Annotated in this window: 21 protein-coding genes; 12 read left to right on the top strand and 9 right to left on the bottom strand. The window is 67.3% G+C overall.

What is annotated here, in order from left to right:
* Both ACSQ24_RS22710 and ACSQ24_RS22705 read left to right on the top strand, forming a co-directional pair.
* Nucleotides 1–1,356 (top strand): amidase, encoded by a 1,356-nt coding sequence (locus ACSQ24_RS22710; protein WP_436096872.1) that lies wholly within the window; start codon nucleotides 1–3, stop codon nucleotides 1,354–1,356.
* Nucleotides 1,346–2,155, top strand: coding sequence for a putative hydro-lyase (locus ACSQ24_RS22705; RefSeq protein WP_436096871.1), 810 nt, complete (start codon nucleotides 1,346–1,348; stop codon nucleotides 2,153–2,155). The genes ACSQ24_RS22710 and ACSQ24_RS22705 overlap by 11 nt, the downstream gene beginning before the upstream one ends.
* Before the next feature lie 120 nt (nucleotides 2,156–2,275).
* Here the strand turns inward: ACSQ24_RS22705 and ACSQ24_RS22700 are convergent, their stop codons facing one another.
* Nucleotides 2,276–2,623, bottom strand: coding sequence for a hypothetical protein (locus ACSQ24_RS22700; RefSeq protein ID WP_436096870.1), 348 nt, complete (start codon nucleotides 2,621–2,623; stop codon nucleotides 2,276–2,278).
* Between the two features lie 242 nt (nucleotides 2,624–2,865).
* On the opposite strand from ACSQ24_RS22700, the gene ACSQ24_RS22695 reads away from it, so the two are divergent.
* The 8 genes from ACSQ24_RS22695 (at nucleotide 2,866) to ACSQ24_RS22660 (ending at nucleotide 11,873) form a co-directional block, all read left to right on the top strand.
* Complete coding sequence (locus tag ACSQ24_RS22695; RefSeq protein WP_436097950.1) at nucleotides 2,866–3,372, top strand: RNA polymerase sigma factor; 507 nt, start codon at nucleotides 2,866–2,868, stop codon at nucleotides 3,370–3,372.
* Nucleotides 3,373–3,466: 94 nt separating this feature from the next.
* The gene (locus tag ACSQ24_RS22690; protein ID WP_436096869.1) at nucleotides 3,467–4,420 is read left to right on the top strand and encodes a FecR family protein; all 954 of its coding nucleotides are present in this window, start codon (nucleotides 3,467–3,469) and stop codon (nucleotides 4,418–4,420) included.
* Nucleotides 4,421–4,573: 153 nt separating this feature from the next.
* Complete coding sequence (locus tag ACSQ24_RS22685; RefSeq protein WP_436096868.1) at nucleotides 4,574–6,949, top strand: TonB-dependent siderophore receptor; 2,376 nt, start codon at nucleotides 4,574–4,576, stop codon at nucleotides 6,947–6,949.
* Nucleotides 6,950–7,001: 52 nt separating this feature from the next.
* Nucleotides 7,002–7,844, top strand: a complete 843-nt coding sequence (locus tag ACSQ24_RS22680; protein WP_436096867.1) for an ABC transporter substrate-binding protein — start codon at nucleotides 7,002–7,004, stop codon at nucleotides 7,842–7,844.
* Nucleotides 7,837–9,813: a Fe(3+)-hydroxamate ABC transporter permease FhuB gene (gene fhuB, locus ACSQ24_RS22675; protein WP_436096866.1), complete on the top strand. Its 1,977-nt coding sequence runs from the start codon at nucleotides 7,837–7,839 to the stop codon at nucleotides 9,811–9,813. Before ACSQ24_RS22680 ends, fhuB begins: the two co-directional genes overlap by 8 nt.
* Nucleotides 9,810–10,529, top strand: coding sequence for a siderophore-iron reductase FhuF (gene fhuF, locus ACSQ24_RS22670; RefSeq protein ID WP_436096865.1), 720 nt, complete (start codon nucleotides 9,810–9,812; stop codon nucleotides 10,527–10,529). Before fhuB ends, fhuF begins: the two co-directional genes overlap by 4 nt.
* Before the next feature lie 246 nt (nucleotides 10,530–10,775).
* Complete coding sequence (locus tag ACSQ24_RS22665; RefSeq protein ID WP_436096864.1) at nucleotides 10,776–11,021, top strand: hypothetical protein; 246 nt, start codon at nucleotides 10,776–10,778, stop codon at nucleotides 11,019–11,021.
* A 534-nt stretch (nucleotides 11,022–11,555) separates the two neighbouring features.
* Nucleotides 11,556–11,873 carry a plasmid stabilization protein gene (locus tag ACSQ24_RS22660; RefSeq protein ID WP_436096863.1) on the top strand — a complete coding sequence of 106 codons (318 nt, stop codon included), beginning with the start codon at nucleotides 11,556–11,558 and terminating at the stop codon, nucleotides 11,871–11,873.
* A 51-nt stretch (nucleotides 11,874–11,924) separates the two neighbouring features.
* Here ACSQ24_RS22660 and ACSQ24_RS22655 read toward each other — a convergent pair whose 3' ends face one another.
* Nucleotides 11,925–12,302, bottom strand: coding sequence for a VOC family protein (locus ACSQ24_RS22655; RefSeq protein WP_436096862.1), 378 nt, complete (start codon nucleotides 12,300–12,302; stop codon nucleotides 11,925–11,927).
* Nucleotides 12,303–12,486: 184 nt separating this feature from the next.
* Nucleotides 12,487–14,034, bottom strand: coding sequence for an FAD-dependent oxidoreductase (locus tag ACSQ24_RS22650; protein ID WP_436097949.1), 1,548 nt, complete (start codon nucleotides 14,032–14,034; stop codon nucleotides 12,487–12,489).
* A gap of 222 nt (nucleotides 14,035–14,256) precedes the next feature.
* On the opposite strand from ACSQ24_RS22650, the gene ACSQ24_RS22645 reads away from it, so the two are divergent.
* On the top strand, nucleotides 14,257–14,667 hold the full coding sequence (locus ACSQ24_RS22645; RefSeq protein ID WP_436096861.1) for a DUF6766 family protein: 411 nt from the start codon (nucleotides 14,257–14,259) through the stop codon (nucleotides 14,665–14,667).
* Between the two features lie 96 nt (nucleotides 14,668–14,763).
* Nucleotides 14,764–15,003: a DUF2171 domain-containing protein gene (locus ACSQ24_RS22640; RefSeq protein ID WP_436096860.1), complete on the top strand. Its 240-nt coding sequence runs from the start codon at nucleotides 14,764–14,766 to the stop codon at nucleotides 15,001–15,003.
* Between the two features lie 28 nt (nucleotides 15,004–15,031).
* Here ACSQ24_RS22640 and ACSQ24_RS22635 read toward each other — a convergent pair whose 3' ends face one another.
* From ACSQ24_RS22635 to ACSQ24_RS22610, 6 genes are all read right to left on the bottom strand, one after another.
* Complete coding sequence (locus tag ACSQ24_RS22635) at nucleotides 15,032–15,547, bottom strand: hypothetical protein (protein ID WP_436096859.1); 516 nt, start codon at nucleotides 15,545–15,547, stop codon at nucleotides 15,032–15,034.
* 76 nt (nucleotides 15,548–15,623) lie between these two features.
* Nucleotides 15,624–15,950, bottom strand: a complete 327-nt coding sequence (locus tag ACSQ24_RS22630; RefSeq protein WP_436096858.1) for a hypothetical protein — start codon at nucleotides 15,948–15,950, stop codon at nucleotides 15,624–15,626.
* The gene (locus ACSQ24_RS22625; RefSeq protein ID WP_436096857.1) at nucleotides 15,947–18,472 is read right to left on the bottom strand and encodes a cbb3-type cytochrome c oxidase subunit I; all 2,526 of its coding nucleotides are present in this window, start codon (nucleotides 18,470–18,472) and stop codon (nucleotides 15,947–15,949) included. The genes ACSQ24_RS22630 and ACSQ24_RS22625 overlap by 4 nt, the downstream gene beginning before the upstream one ends.
* 20 nt (nucleotides 18,473–18,492) lie before the next feature.
* Nucleotides 18,493–19,458: a cytochrome c oxidase subunit II gene (gene coxB, locus ACSQ24_RS22620; RefSeq protein WP_436096856.1), complete on the bottom strand. Its 966-nt coding sequence runs from the start codon at nucleotides 19,456–19,458 to the stop codon at nucleotides 18,493–18,495.
* Nucleotides 19,459–19,475: 17 nt separating this feature from the next.
* Nucleotides 19,476–20,630 carry a c-type cytochrome gene (locus ACSQ24_RS22615; protein WP_436096855.1) on the bottom strand — a complete coding sequence of 385 codons (1,155 nt, stop codon included), beginning with the start codon at nucleotides 20,628–20,630 and terminating at the stop codon, nucleotides 19,476–19,478.
* Nucleotides 20,611–21,264 carry a cytochrome c oxidase assembly protein gene (locus ACSQ24_RS22610; RefSeq protein WP_436096854.1) on the bottom strand — a complete coding sequence of 218 codons (654 nt, stop codon included), beginning with the start codon at nucleotides 21,262–21,264 and terminating at the stop codon, nucleotides 20,611–20,613. Before ACSQ24_RS22610 ends, ACSQ24_RS22615 begins: the two co-directional genes overlap by 20 nt.
* Nucleotides 21,265–21,569: the final 305 nt, after the last annotated feature.

The raw sequence follows: 21,569 nt of genomic DNA, 5'->3' as shown, positions 1-21,569 counted from the left end.
ATGAGCCAGACGCTGATCGAACTGCAGGACGCTCTCGCGGCAGGGCGCACCACCTCCGTCGTCCTGACCGAGGACGCCCTGGCGCGGGCACAGGCGAGCGATGGTGAAGGCGCCCGCGTCTTCACCAGGCTCTATGCCGAGCGCGCGCTCAAGGCGGCGCACGCCTCCGACGCCCTGCGGCAGGCCGGCTTTACCCGCTCACCGGTCGAAGGCCTGCCGATCTCGATCAAGGACCTGTTCGACGTCGCCGGTGACGTCACCCTGGCCGGCAGCGTCGCGCTCGACGATGCGCCGCCGGCCCGGGCCAGCGCAACCGTGGTCGATCGCCTCGTCACTGCCGGCGCGATCATCGTCGGCCGCACGAACATGACCGAGTTCGCCTTTTCGGGGCTCGGTCTCAACCCGCATTGCGGCACGCCCCTGAACCCGTTCGATCGGGCTGCCGGGCGCATTCCCGGCGGTTCGTCCTCGGGCGCCGCCGTCTCGGTCAGCGACGGCATGGCGGCGGCCGCCATCGGCACGGACACCGGCGGCTCGGTCCGGATCCCTGCCGCCCTTTGCGGCTTCACTGGCTTCAAGCCGACCGCGCGGCGGGTGCCGCGCGACGGCGCCTTGCCGCTCTCCACCAGTCTCGATTCGATCGGCCCGATCGGGCGCAGCGTCGCCTGCTGCGCGCTGCTCGACGCCATCCTCTCCGGAACCAGCGAGAACCTGCTCGGCGAAGCGAACGTCGCCGGCATGCGGCTGGCCGTGCCGAAGACGATTGCGCTCGACGGCATGGATATGACGGTCGCGGCCAGCTTCGCGGCCGCGCTCGCCATCCTGTCGAAGGCCGGGGCGCAGGTCGGCGAGATCGCCATCCCGGAATTCGCACAGCTCGGCGCAATCAACGCCAAGGGGGGCCTGACCGCGGCCGAGGCCTGGCACTGGCACCGCGAACCGATCGCTCGCGCCGGCGACCGCTACGACCCGCGGGTGCGGGTACGGATCGAGCGCGGCCGGGAGATGTCGGCCGCCGACTATATCGATGTGGTGACGGCGCGCACCGCATGGATCAACGCAGTCGAGGCACGGGTCGCGCCATTTGATGCTCTGATCATGCCGACCGTGCCGGTCGTCGCTCCCAGGGTCGACGATCTGGCCGAGGACGCGGCTTACGGCGCCACCAATCTGCTGATCCTGCGCAATCCCGCCTTCATCAACTTCCTCGACGGCTGCGCGCTCAGCCTGCCGTGCCATCGCCCCGGCGAAGCCCCGGTCGGGCTGATGATCGCCGGTTCCGCCGGCCGCGATCGCGCGATCCTGTCGATCGGGCAGGCGGTGGAACGGACGCTACGCACAGCGAATGGGGCCTGAGGCCATGGCGAGCAACCTGTCCATCGCCGACCCTTACGAGGCGCGCCTGGCCGCACGCTCCGGCGCCCTCGACGGGCCGACGGCTAATGTCGCGCCCGGCTTCGTGCAGGCCAATCTGGCGATCCTGCCGCGCGAGCTGGCGTTCGAGTTCCTGCTGTTTTGCCAGCGCAACCCGAAGCCCTGCCCACTGATCGGGGTGTCCGAGATCGGCGACCCGATGCTGCCGGCGCTCGGGCGCGATCTCGACATCCGCAGCGACCTGCCGCGCTACCGGGTCTGGCGCGACGGCGAACTCATCGCGGAGCCTACGGATATCCGCGAATTCTGGCGCGACGATCTCGTCAGCTTCCTGATCGGCTGCTCGTTCTCGTTCGAGGAGGCGATGCTCGCCGCCGAACTGCCGGTGCGCCATATCGAGCAGGGCCGGAACGTGCCGATGTACCGCACCTCGATCGCGACGACACCGGCCGGCCGCTTCTCCGGCCCGCTGGTCGTGTCGATGCGCCCGCTGGCGCCGGCCGATGCGATCCGCGCGGTCCAGGTCACCGCCCGGTTCCCGTCGGTCCACGGTGCGCCGGTCCATCTCGGCGACCCGGCCGCTATCGGCATCCGGGACATCGCAGCGCCCGACTATGGCGACCCCGTCGAGATCAGGCCGGGCGAAATCCCGGTGTTCTGGGCGTGCGGCGTCACGCCGCAAGCCGTGATCGCCAATGTCCGCCCCGGATTCTGCATCACTCACGCGCCGGGGTACATGCTCGTCACCGACATCCGCAACGGCACGCTCGCGACGGGCTGAACCGCCGTTCGCGCAGGGATGAGCGATGCCGACTTCTTACGACAAGACCCGTTGAAGGAGGCGATCGCCCCTCTGATGAGGGGAGCTGTTGAAAAGCGGCTCAAGCAGCCACACCCCGGTTCAGGCGAAGATGAGATGGTCGCCGAGTAGAGCCGCGCTGAAGTTGCTGATGATGATACCACCCGAGCCGCCAAGGTGGTGGGTGCTGATCACGAGGCTGCTTCCGACGTCGGTGTAGGTAAGGCGTGCGGGGTGAATGCCCTCAAAGCGCAGATAATCGAAATTGCCGGCCGACGCGCCGAAGTCATTGATGACGTCGAAGACACCCGCCGGCGATGACCAGCCTCGACGGGTCGCGGTGACCGCGAAGTCACCACCATCCGCGATTTTTAGCGCCAGGATGCGAGCCAGCCGACATTGAGCGGTTTCCCAACAGCGGGCGCTGCCTCGGGGGTTGAGCGGCTGCATGATACACCGGCTTGTTTCGCGGCAGAACATGGTCGCCGACCTAGTCTGGAATCTCTCTAAATCATTGGGATTGCGTCTTTTTTTCGAAGTCGCTATGCGTGCTGCGCGCGGCTTCGGGGTCATGCTGAAGTCGTTGACTGACTGTTCATGGGACCGGCATCGGCGCAGTTGCGCCGGTTTCGGCCGCTGGTTTTCGCGCATGCAGGCCGGCGAAGTGCATGAGCGGGGTGAGGTTCGCGCCGATGAATGCCGCTGCCTTCGAGACATTGCATCGCGTCGAGGAGGGGCGCCTGCGGCGCTTCTTCATGCGTCGTCTGCACAACCGCGAGGATGCGGCGGATGCGACGCAGGAAACCTTCGTGCGCCTGCTCGACATCGCGCCGCGGACGGTGATCGAGAACCCGCAGGCCTATCTCTTCCAGATCGCAAAATCGGTGGCGCGGGCGAGCACGCAGCGGACGCGGCTCGACAATGCGCTGTTCCTCGTCGATGCGCAGGTCGAGGATCGTGCGGAGGAGGCGCCGGGCCCTGAGCGCATCGTCCAGAGCAGGCAGGCTCTCCTGATGATGGCTAAGGCGATCGAAGCGCTTCCGGCCCGCTGCCAGGAGGTCTTCATCCTGAGCCGCCTGCACGGCCTTGCCAACGGCGAGATCGCCCAGATGCTCGGCATCTCGCGCAACATGGTCGAGAAGCACATCATCAAGGCGCTGCTGCGCTGCCGCGACATCCGCAACGAGATTTTCTCCTGAGCCCAGGTCAGGAGCCGGCGGCTCCCGCACTCTACCTCGGATAGAAGCATTCGCAGGAGGCCACGCCGTGGTTGGTCGCGCGGCAGGAGCGGGCATGGCTGAACCGGACGATCGATCGCAGGAGGAGCGTCGCAGCGAAGAGGCGGCCGGATGGGTCGCGCGCCTGCAGTCGAGCGACGCGACGGCGGCCGATCGGGAGGGGTTCGCCGCCTGGTGCGCCCGCGATCCGAAGAACGCCGAGACTTATCAGGAGTTCTCCTCGCTCTGGGGTGAGCTCAAGGAGGCTCCCGTTCCCAAGGACCGCTTGCGGAAGCTGCGCGCCACACGCCGTGCGCGCCGCGCGGCAGGGCTAGGCGTGTTGTTGCTTGCCGCGGCCGGGCTCGGCGTTTCGCAGTCGGGGTGGGTCGATCGCCTGCAGGCCGATCACAGCACCGGCATCGGCGAGATCCGCAGCGTCGCCCTGCCGGACGGATCGCGGGCAGTCCTGAACACCGATACGGCGCTGCGCCTGCGCTTCGACGGCTCACGCCGCCAGGTCGAGCTTTTGCGTGGCGAGGCCTATTTCGAGGTCGCGCCGATGCCGGCCCGTCCCTTCGTCGCAGTCGGCGAGACGCTGGAAGCCACAGCGCTCGGCACCCGCTTTGCGATGCAGTTGTCGCATGACGGCCGCGGGCCCGATGTCGCCGTCGAAGAGGGCCGCGTCGCCGTGCGGAGCCGGGATGCGCAAGCCGAGTTGCGAGCCGGCGACGAAGCGACCCTCGGCAGCGACGGCCGGCTCGTCCTCTCCCGCCCCGATGTCGCGGAGCAGATCGCCTGGAAGGACGGCAAGCTCGTCTTTTCCGATCGTCCGCTGTCGGAGGTTCTGGCGACGCTGGGCCGCTATCGGAGGGGGCGCATCCTCGTTCTCGACGACCGCGCCGCCCGTCAGCGAATCTCAGGTGTCTTCGATGTCGCCGACACGGACGACGCCTTGGCGACGCTCGAGGCGAGCCTGCCGGTCAGCGTGACGCGCCTGACCGGGCTGATGGTGATCGTGCGCTCCCGCTGAAAAAAAGTTTCGTTCCCGAGGTCAGGAGAGTGGGCGCGCCGGGCTCTTACCCATCGAGGTGGCGCGCGAATGGCGCGGCCGGGCTGGTGCAAGAGGGTGACGATGGCGGCGGGTGGCGTGGTGCGCAAGGCTACATCTAGGATGCTGCGAGCCGTGGCGGTGAGCGTGTCGCTGGCGGCGATGACGGTCGCCTCCGCCGCTCCGGCCACTGCGCAACAGCGCCGGGCGATAGCGATTTCGGTGCCGGCCGGCCCGCTCGAACAGGCTCTGCTCACACTCGGCCGGCAAGCCGGCTTGCGCCTCGTCTTTCCGACGCCGCTGACGAAGGGCAAGACCACCTCCGGTGTCGCGGGTGAGATCACGCCGGAAGCCGCCGTCGCGGCTCTTCTGGCTGGCACGGGGCTGACCTATCGTTTCACGGCGCCAGGCAGTGTGACCATCGAGCGGCCTGGCGTCGCCGCCGCCTATTCGCAGGCGGGCGGACAGGTCTCGCTCGATACGATCGAGGTGCAGGGCGAGACGGCCTGGGGGCCGGTCAACGGCTATGTCGCGACACGCAGCGCCAGCGGCAGCAAGACCGACACGCCGCTGCTCGAGACGCCTCAATCGATCTCAATCGTCACCCGCGACCAGATCCGTGACACCAAGGCGCAATCCGTCGCGGAATCGCTGAGCTACACGCCCGGCGTCGTGACGCAATCGCCGATCTTCACGCGCATGGTCGACGATTTCACCGTGCGCGGCTTCAACGTCGCAAACGGCAATCTTGGCACCCTGCGCGACGGCATGAAGCTGCAATCCAACGTCTATGATGGCGGCCAGGAGCCCTATGGGCTCGAGCGCGTCGAGGTGCTGAAAGGCGCGGCCTCGGTGCTCTACGGCCAGCTCGGCCCCGGCGGCGTCATCAACGCGATCAGCAAGCGCCCGACCCCGACCCGCTTCGGCGAGGTCAACCTCGAATATGGCAGCTACCAGCGCCGGCAGATCTCGGCCGATCTCGGCGGCCCCCTCACCGCAGACGGCCAGTTCTCCTACCGGCTGACCGGCCTGCTGCGGAAATCGGAGACGAATGTCGACCATGTCGACGACGACAAGATCTACATCGCGCCGGCCCTGACCTGGGCGCCGACCGCGGCGACCTCGCTGACCCTGCTCGGCTACTATCAGCAGATCCGGACGCGTTTCGCGCCGCCGATGCCCTATGCCAACACGCGCTTCAACCAGATCCCGCGCGACCTCTTCATCGGCGAGCCGAGCTATGACCGCTATGACAGCGATCAATACGCGCTCGGCTACCTGTTCGAGCACAATTTCACCGACGCGCTGAAGCTGCGGCACAGCCTGCGCTACTTCCACGCCGATGTGGCCTGGGACTACTTGAGCTTCGGCGGGCTGAGGCCGAACGGGCGCACGCTCAACCGCGGCGTCAGCGACCGCGACGAGACCTCGACCGGCTTCACCACCGACACCTCGCTGGAGGCCAAGTTCGACACCGGCCCGGTCAAGCACACGCTGATCGCAGGCCTCGATGCCTATCGGCGCACCTACGATTCGCACCGGCGCGCCGGCACCGTCGGCCCGCTGCTCGACATCTACGCCCCGGTCTACGGCACCACATTTCCGACGCTGGGTGCGGTAGACAACGGCACCGACACGCTCGGCAACCAGTACGGCATCTATCTCCAGGACCAGATGAAGATCGCCGACAAATGGGTGCTGCTGCTCGGCGGCCGGCACGACTGGGCCGAATCCCGCACCCGCAGCTACGCCAACAACCGCGCGACGAAGTTCGACGACACCGCCTTCACCGGCCGCGCAGGACTGGTCTATCTCTTCGACAACGGCATCGCGCCCTATGTCAGCTTCAGCCAGTCCTTCCAGCCGCAGGTCCAGACCGACAGGCTCGGCAACCCCTTCAAGCCGACCGAAGGCGAGCAGTATGAGGCCGGCATCCGCTACCAACCGCCGGGCACGAACCTGCTGCTCAGCGCCTCGGTCTACGACCTCAAGCAGAAGAACGTGCTGACGCCGGACCCGGTCGCGCCCACCGCCTTTTCGGTCCAAACCGGCGAGGTGCGCTCGCGCGGTGTCGAGCTGGAGGCCAAGGTCAGCTTCGACGCGCTGAACCTCGCCGCCTCCTATTCCTACACCGACGCGCGCGTCACCAAGAGCAACAACCCGGCCGAACTCGACCAGCGCGTCGACCTCGTGCCCTATCACTCGTTCGCGCTCTGGGCCGACTACGACCTCTCAGGCCTCGGCCTGAAGGGGTTCAAGCTCGGCGGCGGCGTGCGCTATCTGAGCGGGGCGAACATCACCGGCTTCGCCTATGACGTGCCGGGCCGCACCATCGTCGACGCGATGATGAGCTACGACTTCGCGGCTGTCGCGCCCTCGCTCAAGGGCATGGTACTGCAGGTCTCGGCCAAGAACCTGTTCGACAAGCAGTACATCACCTGCTCAACCCCAACAGGCTGCCGCTACGGCGATCCGCGCACCGTCTCGGCCTCGCTCAGCTATCGCTGGTAAGCGCGGCGTGCTCTCCCGGCGCACACTCCTGGCGGCCGGCGCGGCGGCGTTCATGCCGGCCGCCGTCCTTGCGCGCGAGGGCGGCCCGCGCATCGTCTCGATGGACCTCTCCTTCACCGAGATGCTGCTGGCGCTGGGAGCGCAACCGACCGCCATCGCCAATGTGCCGCTCTACCAGCGGCTGGTCAGCATTCCGGTGGCGCCCGCCGATGCCGTCGATCTCGGGCCGCTGACCGAGCCGAACCTCGAATTGCTGCAGTATCTCAAGCCCGACCTGATCCTCGCCGCATCCTGGCAGGCCTCGGCACTGCAACCGCTCGAACGCATCGCGCCGGTGACCTGGCTGCCGACCTTCGCGCGCGGCCAGGGTCCGCTCGATTTCACGCGCGATCTCCTCGCGCGCATCGCCGGGCTCGCCCGCCGCGAAGCGCAGGCGGCGGAGCTGCAGCGCGACGCCGATGCGACACTGGCGGAGGCGACCGAGCGTTTGCGGACCCATGCCGGCCGCCCGGCCTATCTGCTTCGCTTCGCCGAGGACGGTCGGCGCACCGCGATCTTCGGCGATGCCAGCATGGTCGGCGACGTGCTCGTCCGGACAGGCCTGCGCAATGCCTATACCGGGCGCGCCAATATCTGGGGCACGGCCTCGATCGGGATCGAGCGGCTTGTCGAAGTGCCGGAGGCACTGATCATCCATTTCGAGCGCGGCGCCGAAACCGTGCGCGCGATGAAGCGGCTGGCCGAGAGCCCGATCTGGAATGCATTGCCGGCCGTGCGGGCTGGGCGCGTGCTCGGCATGCCGGTGATCTATCCCAATGGCGGCATGGTCTCGGCGACGCGCTTCGCCCGGCAACTCGCCGGCCTGCTCTCGGGGGCGGCGGCGTCGCATGGCTGACGTCAGCGTCGCGAGGCGGCTCTTGCTGGCCGCGGCCATGGCGGCTGGTGCGGTTGGCCTGTTCTGGCTCGCACTGGTGGGCGCTGCCCCGCCGGGGCAGCGCTGGATGGCGCTCTGGTCGCCGCTCGCAGACGATCTGCGCCAGCTCTTCGTGCACCACAGCATGATGCCGCGCCTGATCGTCGGCCTGCTCTGCGGCGCTGCGCTCGGGCTCGCCGGATCATTGTTCCAGCAGGTGCTGCGCAATCCGCTGGCGGAGTCAGGGACGCTCGGCGTCTTCGCCGGCGCCAAGCTCGCGCTGGCAGCTACGACGCTCTGGGCACCGGGCCTGTTCATCTACGGCTTCGAAGCTGTCGCCGTCATCGGCGGCGGCGCCTCCATGGCGCTGGTCATGCTGCTCGCCTGGCGCCAGCGCTTCGATCCCCTCGCGCTGATCCTCGCCGGCCTCGTCGTCACGATCTATCTCGGCGGCATCAACGCGATGCTGGCGCTGTTCCACCAGGAAGCGCTGCGCGATCTCTTCGTCTGGCAGGCCGGATCGCTGAACCAGAACAACTGGCTGGCCGTGCGGGCCTTGCTGCCCCTCTTCGTAGTCGCTGCCGGGCTCGCGGCCCTGCTGGTGCGGCCGCTGGCGGTCCTGGCGTTGCATGATGATGTCGCGCGCGCGATGGGTTTATCGCTGCCGCTGACCCGGCTTGCTGCCTTGAGCCTCGCGGTGCTGCTCTCGGCGCTCGTCGTCGCTCATGTCGGGGTGGTCGGCTTCATCGGCCTCGCCGGCCCGCTGCTGGCGCGCTTGGCGGGCGCGAGGCGATTAGGCTCCCGCCTGTTGTGGGGCACTGTCTTCGGCGCGCTGCTGCTCAGCCTTGCCGATCAGGCGCTGCAGGCGCTGGGTCCGGCACTCGACCTGCCGACCGGCACGATGACCTCGCTGCTCGGAGCGAGCCTCCTGCTCTGGATGCTGCCGCGGCTGCGCACCGGCCACGATCCGCGCGGGCGAAGCGAGCCGATCTCCATCCGGCTCGGGCGGCCATGGCTGCTGATCCTGTGCGCCCTGCCGGTGCTCGCCTTGAGCGTCTGGATGGCCTTGTCGCTGGCGCGCGTACCGGCGGGCTGGCACTGGAGCAGCTTCCCGGAATTGCCGCTCTACCTGCCATGGCGCGGGGCGCGCGTCGCCGGGGCGCTGGCAGCGGGGGCCCTCTTCGGCATGGCCGGCACGCTGCTCCAGCGCCTGACCGGAAACGCCATGGCGAGCCCGGAATTGCTCGGCATCTCGTCCGGCGCCGCACTCGGCCTGATCATGGTGCTCTTCGTCGCCGTGCAGCCGACGACGGCGCTGACCCTGGCGGCGGCGACGTCGGGAGCCTTCGCGGTGCTCGCGCTGATGCTCTGGCTCGGCCGGCGCACGGCCCTGTCGCCCGAGCATGTCCTCCTGACCGGTGTCGCATTGAGCACCCTGGTCTCGGCGTTGACGGCGACGCTGCTGGCGACTGGCGATCCGCGCATGATCGTCGTCCTCAACTGGATGGCGGGGTCGACCTATCGCGTCACGTCCGAGCAGGCGCTGATTGCTGCGGCGATGGTCGCGCTTCTCCTTGCGACATCGCCGCTGATGGCGCGCTGGCTGACCATCCTGCCGCTCGGCGAGAGCGCCTCGCGCTCGGTCGGCGTCCCGCTGGCGTGGTCGCGATTCGCCGTCCTGCTGGCGACTGCGGCGGGCACGGCGACGGGAACGCTGATCGTCGGCCCCTTGAGCTTCGTCGGGCTGATGGCGCCTCACGCCGTCCGCCTACTCGGCTTCCGCCAGGCGCTGCCGCAGCTCGTCGCGGCGGCGATCCTGGGCGCGGCGCTGATGGTATTGGCCGATCTCGCCGGCCGCATCGTTGCCTTCCCCTGGCAGATCCCGGCCGGGCTGGTCGCGACGTTTATCGGCGGCAGTTATTTCATCGCGCTGATGTGGAGGCAGAGATGATTCCCGCTTTCGCCCAGCTCTTCAGCGGAGACCTCGCCGTCTACGGCGAGCGGTTTGCATTGGCGAGCGATGTACCGCCATCCTCTCCCGGCAGCGATCTGGTTGATCCCGAGCGCCTGGCGGAGCTGCTGACCCGTTTCGGCAGCCGGCGCTATCCGGGGGCGGATCGACGGGCCGTGGCCTCGCTCTGGGCCAAGCAGCATTTCGCGACGCTGCTGCCGCCTTTCCTGGCGATCGCCCTGCTCGCCGAGCATGAGGTCGATGTCGGCATCGACGCGATAGGCTGCATCTTCTCCGACGAGGGCGTGACGCAATCGATCCATCTGCGCGACGCAGGCAAGCCCGCGGCCTCGGCAGATGCCTTCCAGCGTTTCCTGCCGCTCATGGATGGGCATCTCGTTCCGGTGATCACTGCGCTTGCGACCGTGAGCGGCGTCTCCCGCAAGGTGCTCTGGAGCAATGCGGGCAACATGTTCGACTTCATCGTCAGGCGTGTCGAGCAAGCGGTCGGTGCTCGGCCACCGGTGGCGGATGCGCTGACGCTGATGGCGACGAGGCGGTTGCCGGGCGGCAGGCCCAACCCGCTGTTCGACCCTGTCCGGTATCCCGATGATGGCGGCGGCCCGAAGCGCCTGCGGCGGGTTTGCTGCATCCGCTATCTCATCCCCGAGCTCGGCTATTGCTCGACCTGCCCGCTGCCGGAGGCGAGGCCATGACCTCGCCCGATCGCCTCGCCATGAGGCACGCCCTCGTCGAGTGACCTGAGGCCCTGATCCTTCTCCAGATTTGAGTAGAGCCCGTTGCTCAAGGAGATGGACGATGCCCCTCACGGTTCACGGAAGAGCAATTCCATTTTAGGGCCCCGGGGTCGGATGCCGAGCAATCTCGTATAAGCGACTCGTATTCCAGCGGTTTGATCGCTAGCTTAGTGGGTGTGAGTTGCGTAGCGATGAGGTGGTGTCATGCCGAACGCCGACGCCGTGATGATCTCGTCTTATGAACAGCGGAAGGCTGCTGTACTGCGAGCTGCACAGCTGATCTCATCCCCGAGGGGCTCGGACGGTGAGCGGGAATTCGAGATGCTGACCGAGGCTATAGCGGACTTCGATACTCGCCAGGAAGCTCTCGACTTCATTGAGATCCCGCCAGCTTTCATGCAGTTCCTTTCCAGCGGGCATCAGAGCCGGGGTTCAAGCAGCCGGCGCTGAGACGAAAAGGGCTGTTCGGTAGGCAGCGCGCTGGAGGGCGGTTCTGCGCCTTTTACTGAGGACGGCTGTGCCGCAGCGGTGGCGGCCATGACTGAAGGCTCAGATGCGGATGGGTCACAGGCGCCTTGTGAATTCTGGGGTCGGCTGTCGCAGCGTGAAACCCGGCCGGTGAACTGCGACGCGTGCTAATGGCGCTCTGTCGCCTCTCTCGATCCGAGCTGTCGGCGCCGTCCCTGAAGGCATCCCGGCACAATCCACGAACTTTCGGATGCGAAGACGGCGTGGACCACGCGTCCGCTTGTGGGCAGGTACCGAGTGTCGGCACCTGGCGTATTGCGACGCCGCTCCAGAAACCTGCAAAGCGAGCGAACTCGAAGACTATCGGAGCGCAGCGTTCCGTCCGTCGCCTGGCTGCTGAAACAGGACATGATCGGCCCGGGCGGACTGCTTCGCGCGGCTATGCTGCTGGAAGTGGGAATCAGCCGCGCGCTTGGCTGTTTTTCCGTCAGGTTTCCAAACGATGGGAGACAGACAATGCCACGCGGCGACAAGTCGAAATATACCGACAAGCAGGAACGTAAGGCCGATCATATTGCCGAAGGCTACGAGGAACGCGGCGTCTCCGAGAAGGAGGCCGAGCGTCGTGCCTGGGCGACGGTCAACAGGGACGATGGCGGCGGCAAGAAGTCGGGCTCGGGGCGCGGCAAGAATACGGGCCACCCCGCCGCTCACAAGGGAGGCCGGATGGGCGGAAAGGCGGCCGCGTCCCGCACGGTGGACGAGCGGTCCGCCTCGGCAAAGAAAGCTGCCGCCACACGCAAGCGCAACGCCGAGCATCGCGCGCACCACTAGTCCGCCCGTCGATGCGGCTTCGACGGCCGGCGCAGGCCGTCGATAGCGCAGCTATTTGCTGGAATAGGTCACCGCCTCGATCTTGTTCCCGTCGGGATCGAGGACGAAGGCGCCGTAATAATGCGCGTCATATTCCGGTCGGAGCCCTGGAGGGCCTGCGTCGCGCCCGCCATGAGCCAGCGCGATTTCATAAAATTGATCGACCATCGCCCGCCGCCCTGCTGCGAAGGCGATATGGACACCATTCCCCGGTGCCGCTGGCTTGCCGTCGACTGGTGTTTCGACGCTGAACAGGAATGCACCGGTGCCGTAATCGGCAGACTCCGCCGAACCGTTGAGCAGGCGCATCCCGATCACAGGCAACACAGCGTCGTAGAATACGCGCGCACGGGCGATGTCGTTCGTGCCGACGGAGAGATGATGGATCATTGCAGTGCCTCCACCGCGGATTCTTTCTGTTGGGGTTGGCGAGGGGCATGAACAGGATGAAGCCCGCCAGGATGGGGCGGAAAAAGACGCGGTATCCCTGGTCCGGACGATCCGAACCGCCTGCGGCAGAAAGCTGATCGTCGAACAGAGCGCCGCGGCGAAGCCATCGTGATCCAAGAGATTGTCATTCGGCCGCCCTCGCATGCTGGCCGGTGCCGACCTCTGTCAGCGGCGCAATCGCCGGACCGTTCAGCACGCTGCCGTCCGGCGCGAAGTGCGAGCCGTGACAGGGGCAATCCCAGCATTTCTCGAGACTGTTCCAGTGCAAGTGGCAGCCGAGGTGGGTGCAGACAGCCGATCGCTGATAGAGGGCGCCGTCTTCGCCGCGATAGGCCGCGATCTTGCTGAGACCATCGCGAACGATCGCGCCTTGCCCAGGCTCGAGCTCCTCAACGGATTCAAGTTCACCCGGCATGAGATACTGTGCCAGGTTGGTCGCCGCCGTGCTGTTTTCGGTGACGAAGGTGGCCGCCGCCCCGATCGGTTTGCGGCCGGGATCGTAGACGGCAGCATAGGGGTTGTCCCTGCCGTCGATCAGGTCGGGGATGATGAGGCTGGCAACAACCCCATGCGTCATGCCTTGGCCAGAATCGCCAGTGGTGACGAAGGTGCGTTCGCGCCCGGATTCACGCCCGATGAAGGCGCAATAATCGAGCGTGTCCATGACCTGGCCGGACCAACGATAAAGCTCCGGACCCAGCTCCGGCACCAGCACCCTGATCCACGATTCCAGTGCCGCGAAACGTGCCGGCGCGTCGTTGGCCTCGCCGGTCTTGTGGTCTTCGCCGCCGACGATGAGAACATCCTTGCCATCCGCGCCCGAGGTCAGCCGGACGTAGTGATAGGGATCTTCGGTATCCCAGTAGAGCGCGTCGGCCAGGGCTCCGCGTTCGATCTCGAAGCCCATGGCATAGGTGCGGTAGGGCGCCTGCTTGGTGTGCAAGGCGAAAAGATCATGGATCGGAGAGTTGGTGGCCACGACGACGTAGGACCCATCGACCATATGGCCGGATGTCAGACGAAGATGGACACCTCCTTGGTCTTCGGAAATCTCCTCTACCGCTGAGAACGCGTGCAGCCGCGCGCCCTTCTTCTCCAATGCCTCGGCAAGGCCGCGGAGGTATTTGAGCGGATGAAACGTGGCCTGGCCGGGGTAGCGCAGGAAGGCTCGGTCCTGCAGTGTCTCCAGCGGCAATCCCCTGCCGCGCTCGACCTTTACGCCGATCTCGCTGGCAGCCGAGACCTCGTCGTCAAGGACGGACGGCTCGCTGGCGGGATCGAGAAAGAGAATGCCATCCAGCCGGCGGAACTCGCAGTCGATATCGAGTTCCGCTTGAATTGCCTCGATCCGGTCGACGGCTGCGTTCTGGCTGGCTTGAAAACCGCTCGCCAGTTCTTGGCCTCGCATTGCAAGCAGTTCGGAAAGCGAGTCGTCGCAGGAGGGGGCCAGATGCGCGGTCGTCCTCGCCGTCATGCCGCCGGCGATCGGCCCGCGGTCCAAAACGATCACCGAGCGGCTGCGCAGCGCCAGCTCGTAGGCGATCGATAGACCTGCGATCCCCGCGCCAACGATCGCCACGTCCGCCTTGGTGCTCTCGGCAAGCGGAGCGGCATCGGAGACAACTTCGACATCCATCCAGACTGACCGGCTCTGTTCGCGCATCGCGTTCATCGGAAAGCCTCCTGTGGTTTTGAGCCTCCAACGCTTTTGCGGGCGATCAGTTCGAAGGATTCTAGAGTTAGACAGCAGGATCTGCCTAAGCGTCGCGTGCACAGTGAGATCGCCGAGCCGCCTCAACGCGCCGGGACGCGAAACGTTCGACGCCAGCAGCATGATGGGGAACCAGCGACCAGCCACGCGCATTGCCATGGTTGTCCCTCCCGGAGGATCGCCATGTATCGCTCGATCTGGACCCGCTACGGCTTCGCCTGGGTGACGGCCGGGTTCTTCCTGTTCAGCCTGGCCGGCCATTGGCTCTTCGGCTGGCTCGACTATGTCAGCGAGCAGAGCGCCCACGGACAGCCCATGGTCTTCTCCGGCTTCGCGATCCAGATCCTGCGCGAGACCTTCGAGAACTGGCAGTCCGAGTTCCTGCAATTGCTCTGGCAGGTCGGCGGCCTGGCGATCCTGCTCCATGTCGGCTCGCCGCAATCGAAGGAGGGCGACGACAGGCTCGAAGCCAAGATCGACGCCGTACTGCGCGCGGTCGATCGCGATGATGCCGACCGCCTGATCGAGGAGATCGATCGCGACTATGCCGGCCGTCACACCGACCACCGCTATGTCCGGGAGCACCAGCCTTGAAGCGGAACGACGATCGCGCTCCGGAACATCCCGCCATGCCACCCGTTCCCCGTTCCAACAGCCCGCGCGGCACGCGCCGGAACGGAGGATGCCCAGATGATGCATGTGGACCAGATTCGCGAAGGCCTGAAGGTGGTCGGCTCCGACCAGGGCCACGTCGGCACGGTCGATGCCCTCGTCGGCCAGTTGCTGAAGCTCAAGAAGAACGATCCGGCCTCGGGCGGAACCCACCACTACCTCGATATCGGCCTGATCGCCGACGTCGAGGGCGACACGATTGAGCTGCTGGTTACGGCGGACGACGCCAAGCAGCGCTGGTCGGACGAGAGCGACTAAGCGGAAGCTGAGGGGAACCTGTCCAAGCTCAGGATACGACCTTGGACAGGTCGCGCGGTTCGGCGTCGGGCGGATTGTCGCTGCCGTCCTCTCCGGCCTGCGGCCCGACCACCGGCATGCCGGCATCCATGATCGCTTCGGCTCGGCCCGCATCCTCGGGCTCCGCCTGAACGAGGACGAGCGCCGAGCCGTGCTCCAGTTCCTGTCCATGCCGGCTCGCCTGTTGCTCGGTGACGCCGGCATCCACCAGCGCCCCCAGGATGCCACCGGCCAAGGCGCCAGCCGCTGCCGAGGTCAGGAACCATCCCGCAGCAATGACGGGACCGACGCCCGGCAGGCTGAGCGCACCCATGCCGAGGACAAAGCCAGTCGCGGCCCCGGCCGCCCCACCGACGCCGGCGCCCGCGGCCGCGTTGTCGTCACCACCTTCCTGCCGGCCGACAAGGCCGATCCGGGCGGCGGGAATGCCTGCCTCCGACAAGCGGACAACGACGTTTCGGGCATCTTCGAAGCTCCGGTAGGAGCGGCTGATCGTCCGCAGCATGGCATCGACCCTTTCCGAGGAATCTCGATGTTCTCAGTCAACGATGTGTCTCCGCGGTGGTTCCTTGCTGGCTACGTCAGGAGCAAGCCGGGACGATGAGTACAACCAGCGTCGTCCAGCCGATCGCGAGCAGACTCAACCAGGCGAGCGCGCGGCCGGCGCGGGCCCGAAATCGCCCAGAGGCACTCCGCGGTTGCTCGGGTCTCAGGCGAAACCGGCCTACGATCCACAGCGCGGCCGTGAGCGCAGCGACAACGACAATCGCGCCATGCCAGCCAAACTCGCCCATGCGCGTGCAGACGAGCGATTCCGAGGTGTAGGCGACGACGAAGAAGGCAGCCCAGGCGGCCGGCCCGGCCAGCCAGCCGAATGAACGCCACGCCGCTTTTGCGGCACCGGTCATGACACGCCCACCAGTCGCGGGAATCCATGCGTCAGCGCGAGCCCGATCAGGCCTTGGCCGAGGCAATAGCTCCAGAGCAGAACGAGATTGTCGAAGACGACGCGGCGGACCTGATCGAGCTGACCTGTCAGAACACGGTAGATGGCGAAGCCGGCCATGACCACGATCGCAGCGGCGAGTTCAGCTTGCAGGACAGCATTGGCGTAGACCATCGCGGCATAGCCGCTCGCCTGCGGCCTGAGGCCCGACCGCCAGTGCGACCAGAGATCGAGGCCGAGCGCACCCAACAGCGCCGCGATGCCCGCCGCGACGAGGAGCGCAACGGCGCCGCGCAAGCGGTCGGCGCCAAGCAGGCGGTGCGCCGAAAACAGGCAACCAGCGCTCCCCACCATCAGCAGCAGGCTCGCCCAGACCCATCCGGCCGGCGGCAGGCTACCCCATTCCGCCCACTGCTGTGGCGCGACGGTCCAGAGGTAGAGATAGCCGAACAGATAGGAGAGATAGAGCGCGGCAGCGACCAGGATCAGCACTATCATCGCCCACCAGGAATGTGAATCCGGGCCGGAGACATAGGTCGGCAAACGGACCCTGCCGCCGACATCGACCGTACCGGCCGGCGGCGGGTCGCTGTCGCGCATCCAGACCAGCATCGAGACGACGGCTGCGACGCCGCACGCGAGTGCCAGCGCGATCGCCTTCACCGTCAGCAGCAGGAAGAAACCGGCCGTGAAGACGGCGGCGAGCACATGCACCCAGCCCGGCCCCGACAGGCGCAACAGATAGTCGGGCTTCGCCCCGATTGCCGAGGTGACGATGGTCTCGCGTGTCCCCGTCGCGGTGCCGGGAAGATAGTAGCGGCCGGCCTCGACATCGCGCGCCAGGTCCGGCTGGTCCCAGAGCGGATCGCGGCCAGTGACGAAGGGAATGCTGCGCGCCGCGAAGATATGGTTCGGCAGCCATTCAAGCGTGTTGGCTCGCCAGATGTCGCCGGCCGGCTCTGTGCTGGTCGGTCGCAGGTTTCGCGCGAGATCGATCAGGAAGACGAGCACGCCGAAGGCCAGGATGAAGGCACCGAGCGTGGAGACCAGGTTGAGCATGTCCCAGCCCATGCCCGCCGGATAGGTGTAGACGCGGCGCGGCATGCCGATCAACCCGGTCAGATGCATCGGCAGGAAGGCGATGTTGAAGCCGCCGAAGATCAGGCCGAACGCCCATGTGCCGAGCCGCTCCGACAGCGCCCGGCGGCTGAAGGCCGGTGCCCAGTAGTAGAAGGCGGCGAAGAGCGGGAAGACCATGCCGCCGAACAGCACGTAATGCAGATGGGCGACGACGAAATAGGTATCGTGCGCCTGCCGGTCGAATGGCACGAGCGCGACCATCACGCCGGTCAGGCCACCGAGCGTGAAGATGACGAGGAAGCCGATCACGAAGAGCGAGGCGACCGTCACTTTCAGGCGGCCCGCGGCGATCGTCGCGATCCAGGCGAAGACCTGGATGCCGCTCGGCACCGCCACCGCCATGCTCGCGGCCGAGAAGAATCCGAGCGAGCGCGCCGGGATGCCGGTGGTGAACATGTGGTGCACCCACAGGCCGAAGCTGAAGAAGCCGACCGCGATCAGCGCGACCACGATCAGCCGGTCGCCGACCAGCGAGGCGCCCGTCATCGTCGGCACGATCATCGAGACCATGCCGGCCGCCGGCAGGAAGATGATGTAGACCTCGGGATGGCCGAAGAACCAGAACAAATGCTGCCAGAGCAGCGGGTCGCCACCACGTGCCGCAATGAAAAAGGGCCAGTCGAAGGCGCGCTCGAGCTCGAGCAGGATCGTCGCCAGGATCACCGCCGGGAAGGCGAATACGACCATGAAGGCGAAGACCAGCATGGTCCAGGCGAAGATCGGCATGCGGGCCAGCGTCATGCCGGGCGCACGCGTTCGCAGCACGCCGACGATGATCTCGATCGCCCCGGCGATCGCCGAGATCTCGATGAAGCCGATGCCGAGCAGCCACCAGTCGGCACCGATATCGGGCGAATAGCGCACACCGGTCAGCGGCGGGTACATGAACCAGCCGCCCGACGGCGCGGTGCCGAAGAACAGCGTCGAGAAGAAGACCAGCCCGCCGACGAAATAGGCCCAGAAGGCAAAGGCCCCCAGCCGCGGAAACGGCAGATCACGCGCGCCAAGCATTTGCGGCAGCAAGAGCACGCCGACCGCCTCGACCGCAGGCACGGCGAAGAGGAACATCATCACCGTGCCGTGCATGGTGAAGATCTGGTTGTAGGTCTCCTGGCTGAGGAAGCCGTTGCCGGGCACCGCCAGCTGCAGCCGCATTAGCAAGCCGAGAATGCCGGCGAGCAGGAAGAACAGGACCGCCGTGCCGATGTAGAAGCCGCCGATCACCGTGTTGTTGACGGCGCTGAGGACACGCCAGCCCTTCGGGATCTCCCAGACTCGCTTCAGCGCCTTAAGCTCGCCTTCCGGCCGCGGCAGTGAGTTTGGCAGCGCCTCAGCCGTGCTCACGCATCCATTGTCGTTCGCGGTCATTTCAGGCTCGCGAGGTAGGCCGCGAGCGCGTCGAGCTCGGCCGGGGTGAAGATGCGGAAGGGCGGCATCAGATTGCCGGGCTTCAGGCTCTGCCCGTCGGCGATGAAACGGGCGAGGTTCCCGCGTCCAGCAGGGATGGTCGCTGCGGCGAGGAAGCGGCGCTCGCCGACGCGTGACAGATCGGGGCCGATCGTGCCTTCGGCGGCCGTGCCGCGCACGGCATGGCAGCCGCCGCACCCGGCCGCGAGGAAGAGCTCGGAGCCGCGCCGCGCGGCTTCGTCAGCGGGGATCGACGCCGCGCGCTGACCGGCCGAAAGCCAGGCGTCGAATTCGGCTTGCGGCAGCGCGACGATCTCCAGCGCCATCAGTGCGTGCGGCCCGCCGCAATATTCGGCGCATTGGCCGCGATAGACGCCAGGACGATCCGCCTTGAGCCGCAGCCGGTTGGTCCGGCCCGGGATCATGTCGAGCTTGCCGCCGAGGCTCGGCACCCAGAAGCTGTGGATCACATCGGCCGAGCGCAGTTCGAACTCGACCTCGACGCCGACCGGGATGCGGATCTCATTGGCTTCGGCGAAGGTGTTGCCATCGCGGTCGCGATAGCCGAGCCGCCACCACCATTGCTCGCCGGTGACCTCGATGCGCAGCGCCGGCCGCGCTTCGATCGCGAGGCTCTCGCGCATCAACCACAGGCCGTAGCCGAGCAGCGCCGTCAGCGTGATCACCGGAAAGGCGATGCCGCCGATCCGGATCGCCCTCTCCCCGGCGAGTGCGGCGCGCTGGCCGGCAGAGCCCCGGACGGCGAGCCAGAGCGCGCTTACGACGACGAGCATCACGACGCCGGCCCCGGCGAAGACGATGATGGCGAGCAGCGCGATGCGTTCCGCCTCCGATCCATGCGCCGCCATGACCGATTGCCGGTCGGTGCAGGCGGCGAGCACGGACGACGCAGCGGCCGTCAAGAGTATTGCAAGCGACCTCATCGCCGGGCCTGGGCCGGAGCCGGAAGCGGCAGGCTGGCGAAATAGGCGGCGGCATCGGCGACCTGCTGCGGCGTCAAGCGGCGCGCGATCGGAGCCATGACGATCCCGCCGGGCGTCCTGGCGTTGAAGCCCGTGCGCCAGGCGGCGAGCTGGCTCGCGAGATAGCGCGCCGGCTGGCCCGACAAGCGCGGGTAGGTCGGCAGCCCCGCATCGCCGTGGCAGGTCAGGCAGGCGGGTACCTGACGGTCCGCGTCGCCCTGCGCGGCGAGAACGGCGCCGCGCTCGACGGCGCTCTCATCCTGGATCGGTGCCTGAGGCAGATGAGTTGGCGCCGGCAGCCTTGCGTAGAAGGCGGCGAGGTCGCGGATCGCCTTGTCGTCGAGCTCGGCGGCGGCGACCTGCATGATACCGCTGTCGCGCTCGCGGCTGCGATAAGCTCGCAGGGCCGTCTCGAGCCTCTCGCGCGGCTGGCCGTGCAGCACGGGCACGAGCTCGCTGCGCGGCCCCTTCTCCAGTCCGTGACAGCGCGCGCAGGCCTCGACCGTATCGACCCGGTCCTCGCCGCTGACGATCTGGCGGGCGGTCTCCGGCCTGGGCTCGATCTCTCCCAGCGCCAGCGCCTTGTAGGCTTCGGCATCGAGCGAAGGCAGCCGACGCAGGAAAGCGACGAGAGCCCAGACCTCGTCATCGCGACCCTGCACCGGCCAGGCCGGCATACCCGTGTATTTGATGCCGTGACGGACGATCCAGAACAGCTGCTGGTCGGACCACTCCGCCAGCTTGCCGTCCAGTTCCGGCGGAGGCGGCAGCATCTTCAGGGCTGCAGCGCCAACAGGCGTGCCGGGCGAGCCGTGGCAGAAGGCGCAGCCGGCATGGAAATGGCCGGCGCCCAATCGAGCCAGATTCTCGTCAGCCAGATCGGGCGGCGTCAGCGCCGGAGCATGCGTCCGGACCGAACTTTCCATCCCGAAGCGCAGGAAGAAGTCGACGATGGCCCAGTGGCCGCTGCTGGCGGCGACGCTGTAAAGCCCGGACCAGGCAAAGAGTCCGATCGCTACGATGCCGGCCGCGGCGAAGGCGAACACCGCGCCGAGCAGGTGCCGCCAGCTCTGCACCAGCCAGTTGGCCGCTCTAGCGCGCGCCGGCAGCATGACGATCGGGCTCGTTGGCGATGCGGGACAGCAGGCGCGCCGCGACGACGACGCCGGCAGTGAGGTAGCTCAACGGGCAGGCGGTCACCATCAGCAGGCCGGCAAGCTGCTGGTCCTCCAGCGAGGATGGACCGCTGCTGCAGAAGGCCAGTGCCAATCCCGGAAGCCCGTAGAGATCGCGCGGTGCGAAGATCAGGAGCGCGCCGAGCAGACAGGCGAATTTGCCGGTGAGCAGCAGCCCGGCGATGGCTCGCCAGCCGCCCGCCCGTTCCGCGGCGATGATGGCGAGCCAGAAGGCCAGCGCGGCTGCGCCCAGGAACAAGAGCATTGTCGCCTGCAGCAGGCCGGATGCGGCGGCGGCTTGCTGCACGCCCGGCAGGTGCCAGGCCCAGAGCAGGAGAAGCTGGGAAACGGCGGCGAACCAGAGGGCCCGGACACCCAATGCGGGCATCCGCGCGGCCACCAGTAAGGCCACCAGCGGCGCAGCGACGTTCATCAGCACGAGATGATGGGTCATCTGCAGCGATAGCGGGCCCAGATCGCTGAGCGGCAGCACCAGGAGACCCGCGGCGCACACGACAGCCGCACTGACGAGCGGAGCGCTGCCCGGATCTGCGCGTTTCGTTTCCGTCATGCGCTTCCCCGCTGCGATGCCGTGAGGGGGCAACTGGCAGAGCTCCTCGCAGTTCCCTTTGACGCCGCGACGCGGACAAAAGCTCCGGGCTGGCGTTCGAGCGGTAGTGCCTCGCGCAGAACCCAATCATGGAGCCGGCCATGCCCTGGTCCCGTCTCGCCAAGATCGCCGCCGCAGTCGTCATTCTCGTTGATGGGCGGCTTTCTCGATGGAGCCGGCGAGGCGCGCGGCCGGCCTGTCGGCGTGCTTCCGGATTCGCGCGGCGGGCTGCTGGTCGCCGATGATGTTGGCAATGTGATCTGGCG

This window comes from Allobosea sp. LjRoot237 (genome assembly GCF_964253285.1).
Classification (GTDB): Bacteria; Pseudomonadota; Alphaproteobacteria; order Rhizobiales; family Beijerinckiaceae; genus Allobosea.
The sequence above is the reverse complement of the archived record's forward strand: the minus strand, read 5'-3'. Positions and strand labels throughout refer to the sequence as shown.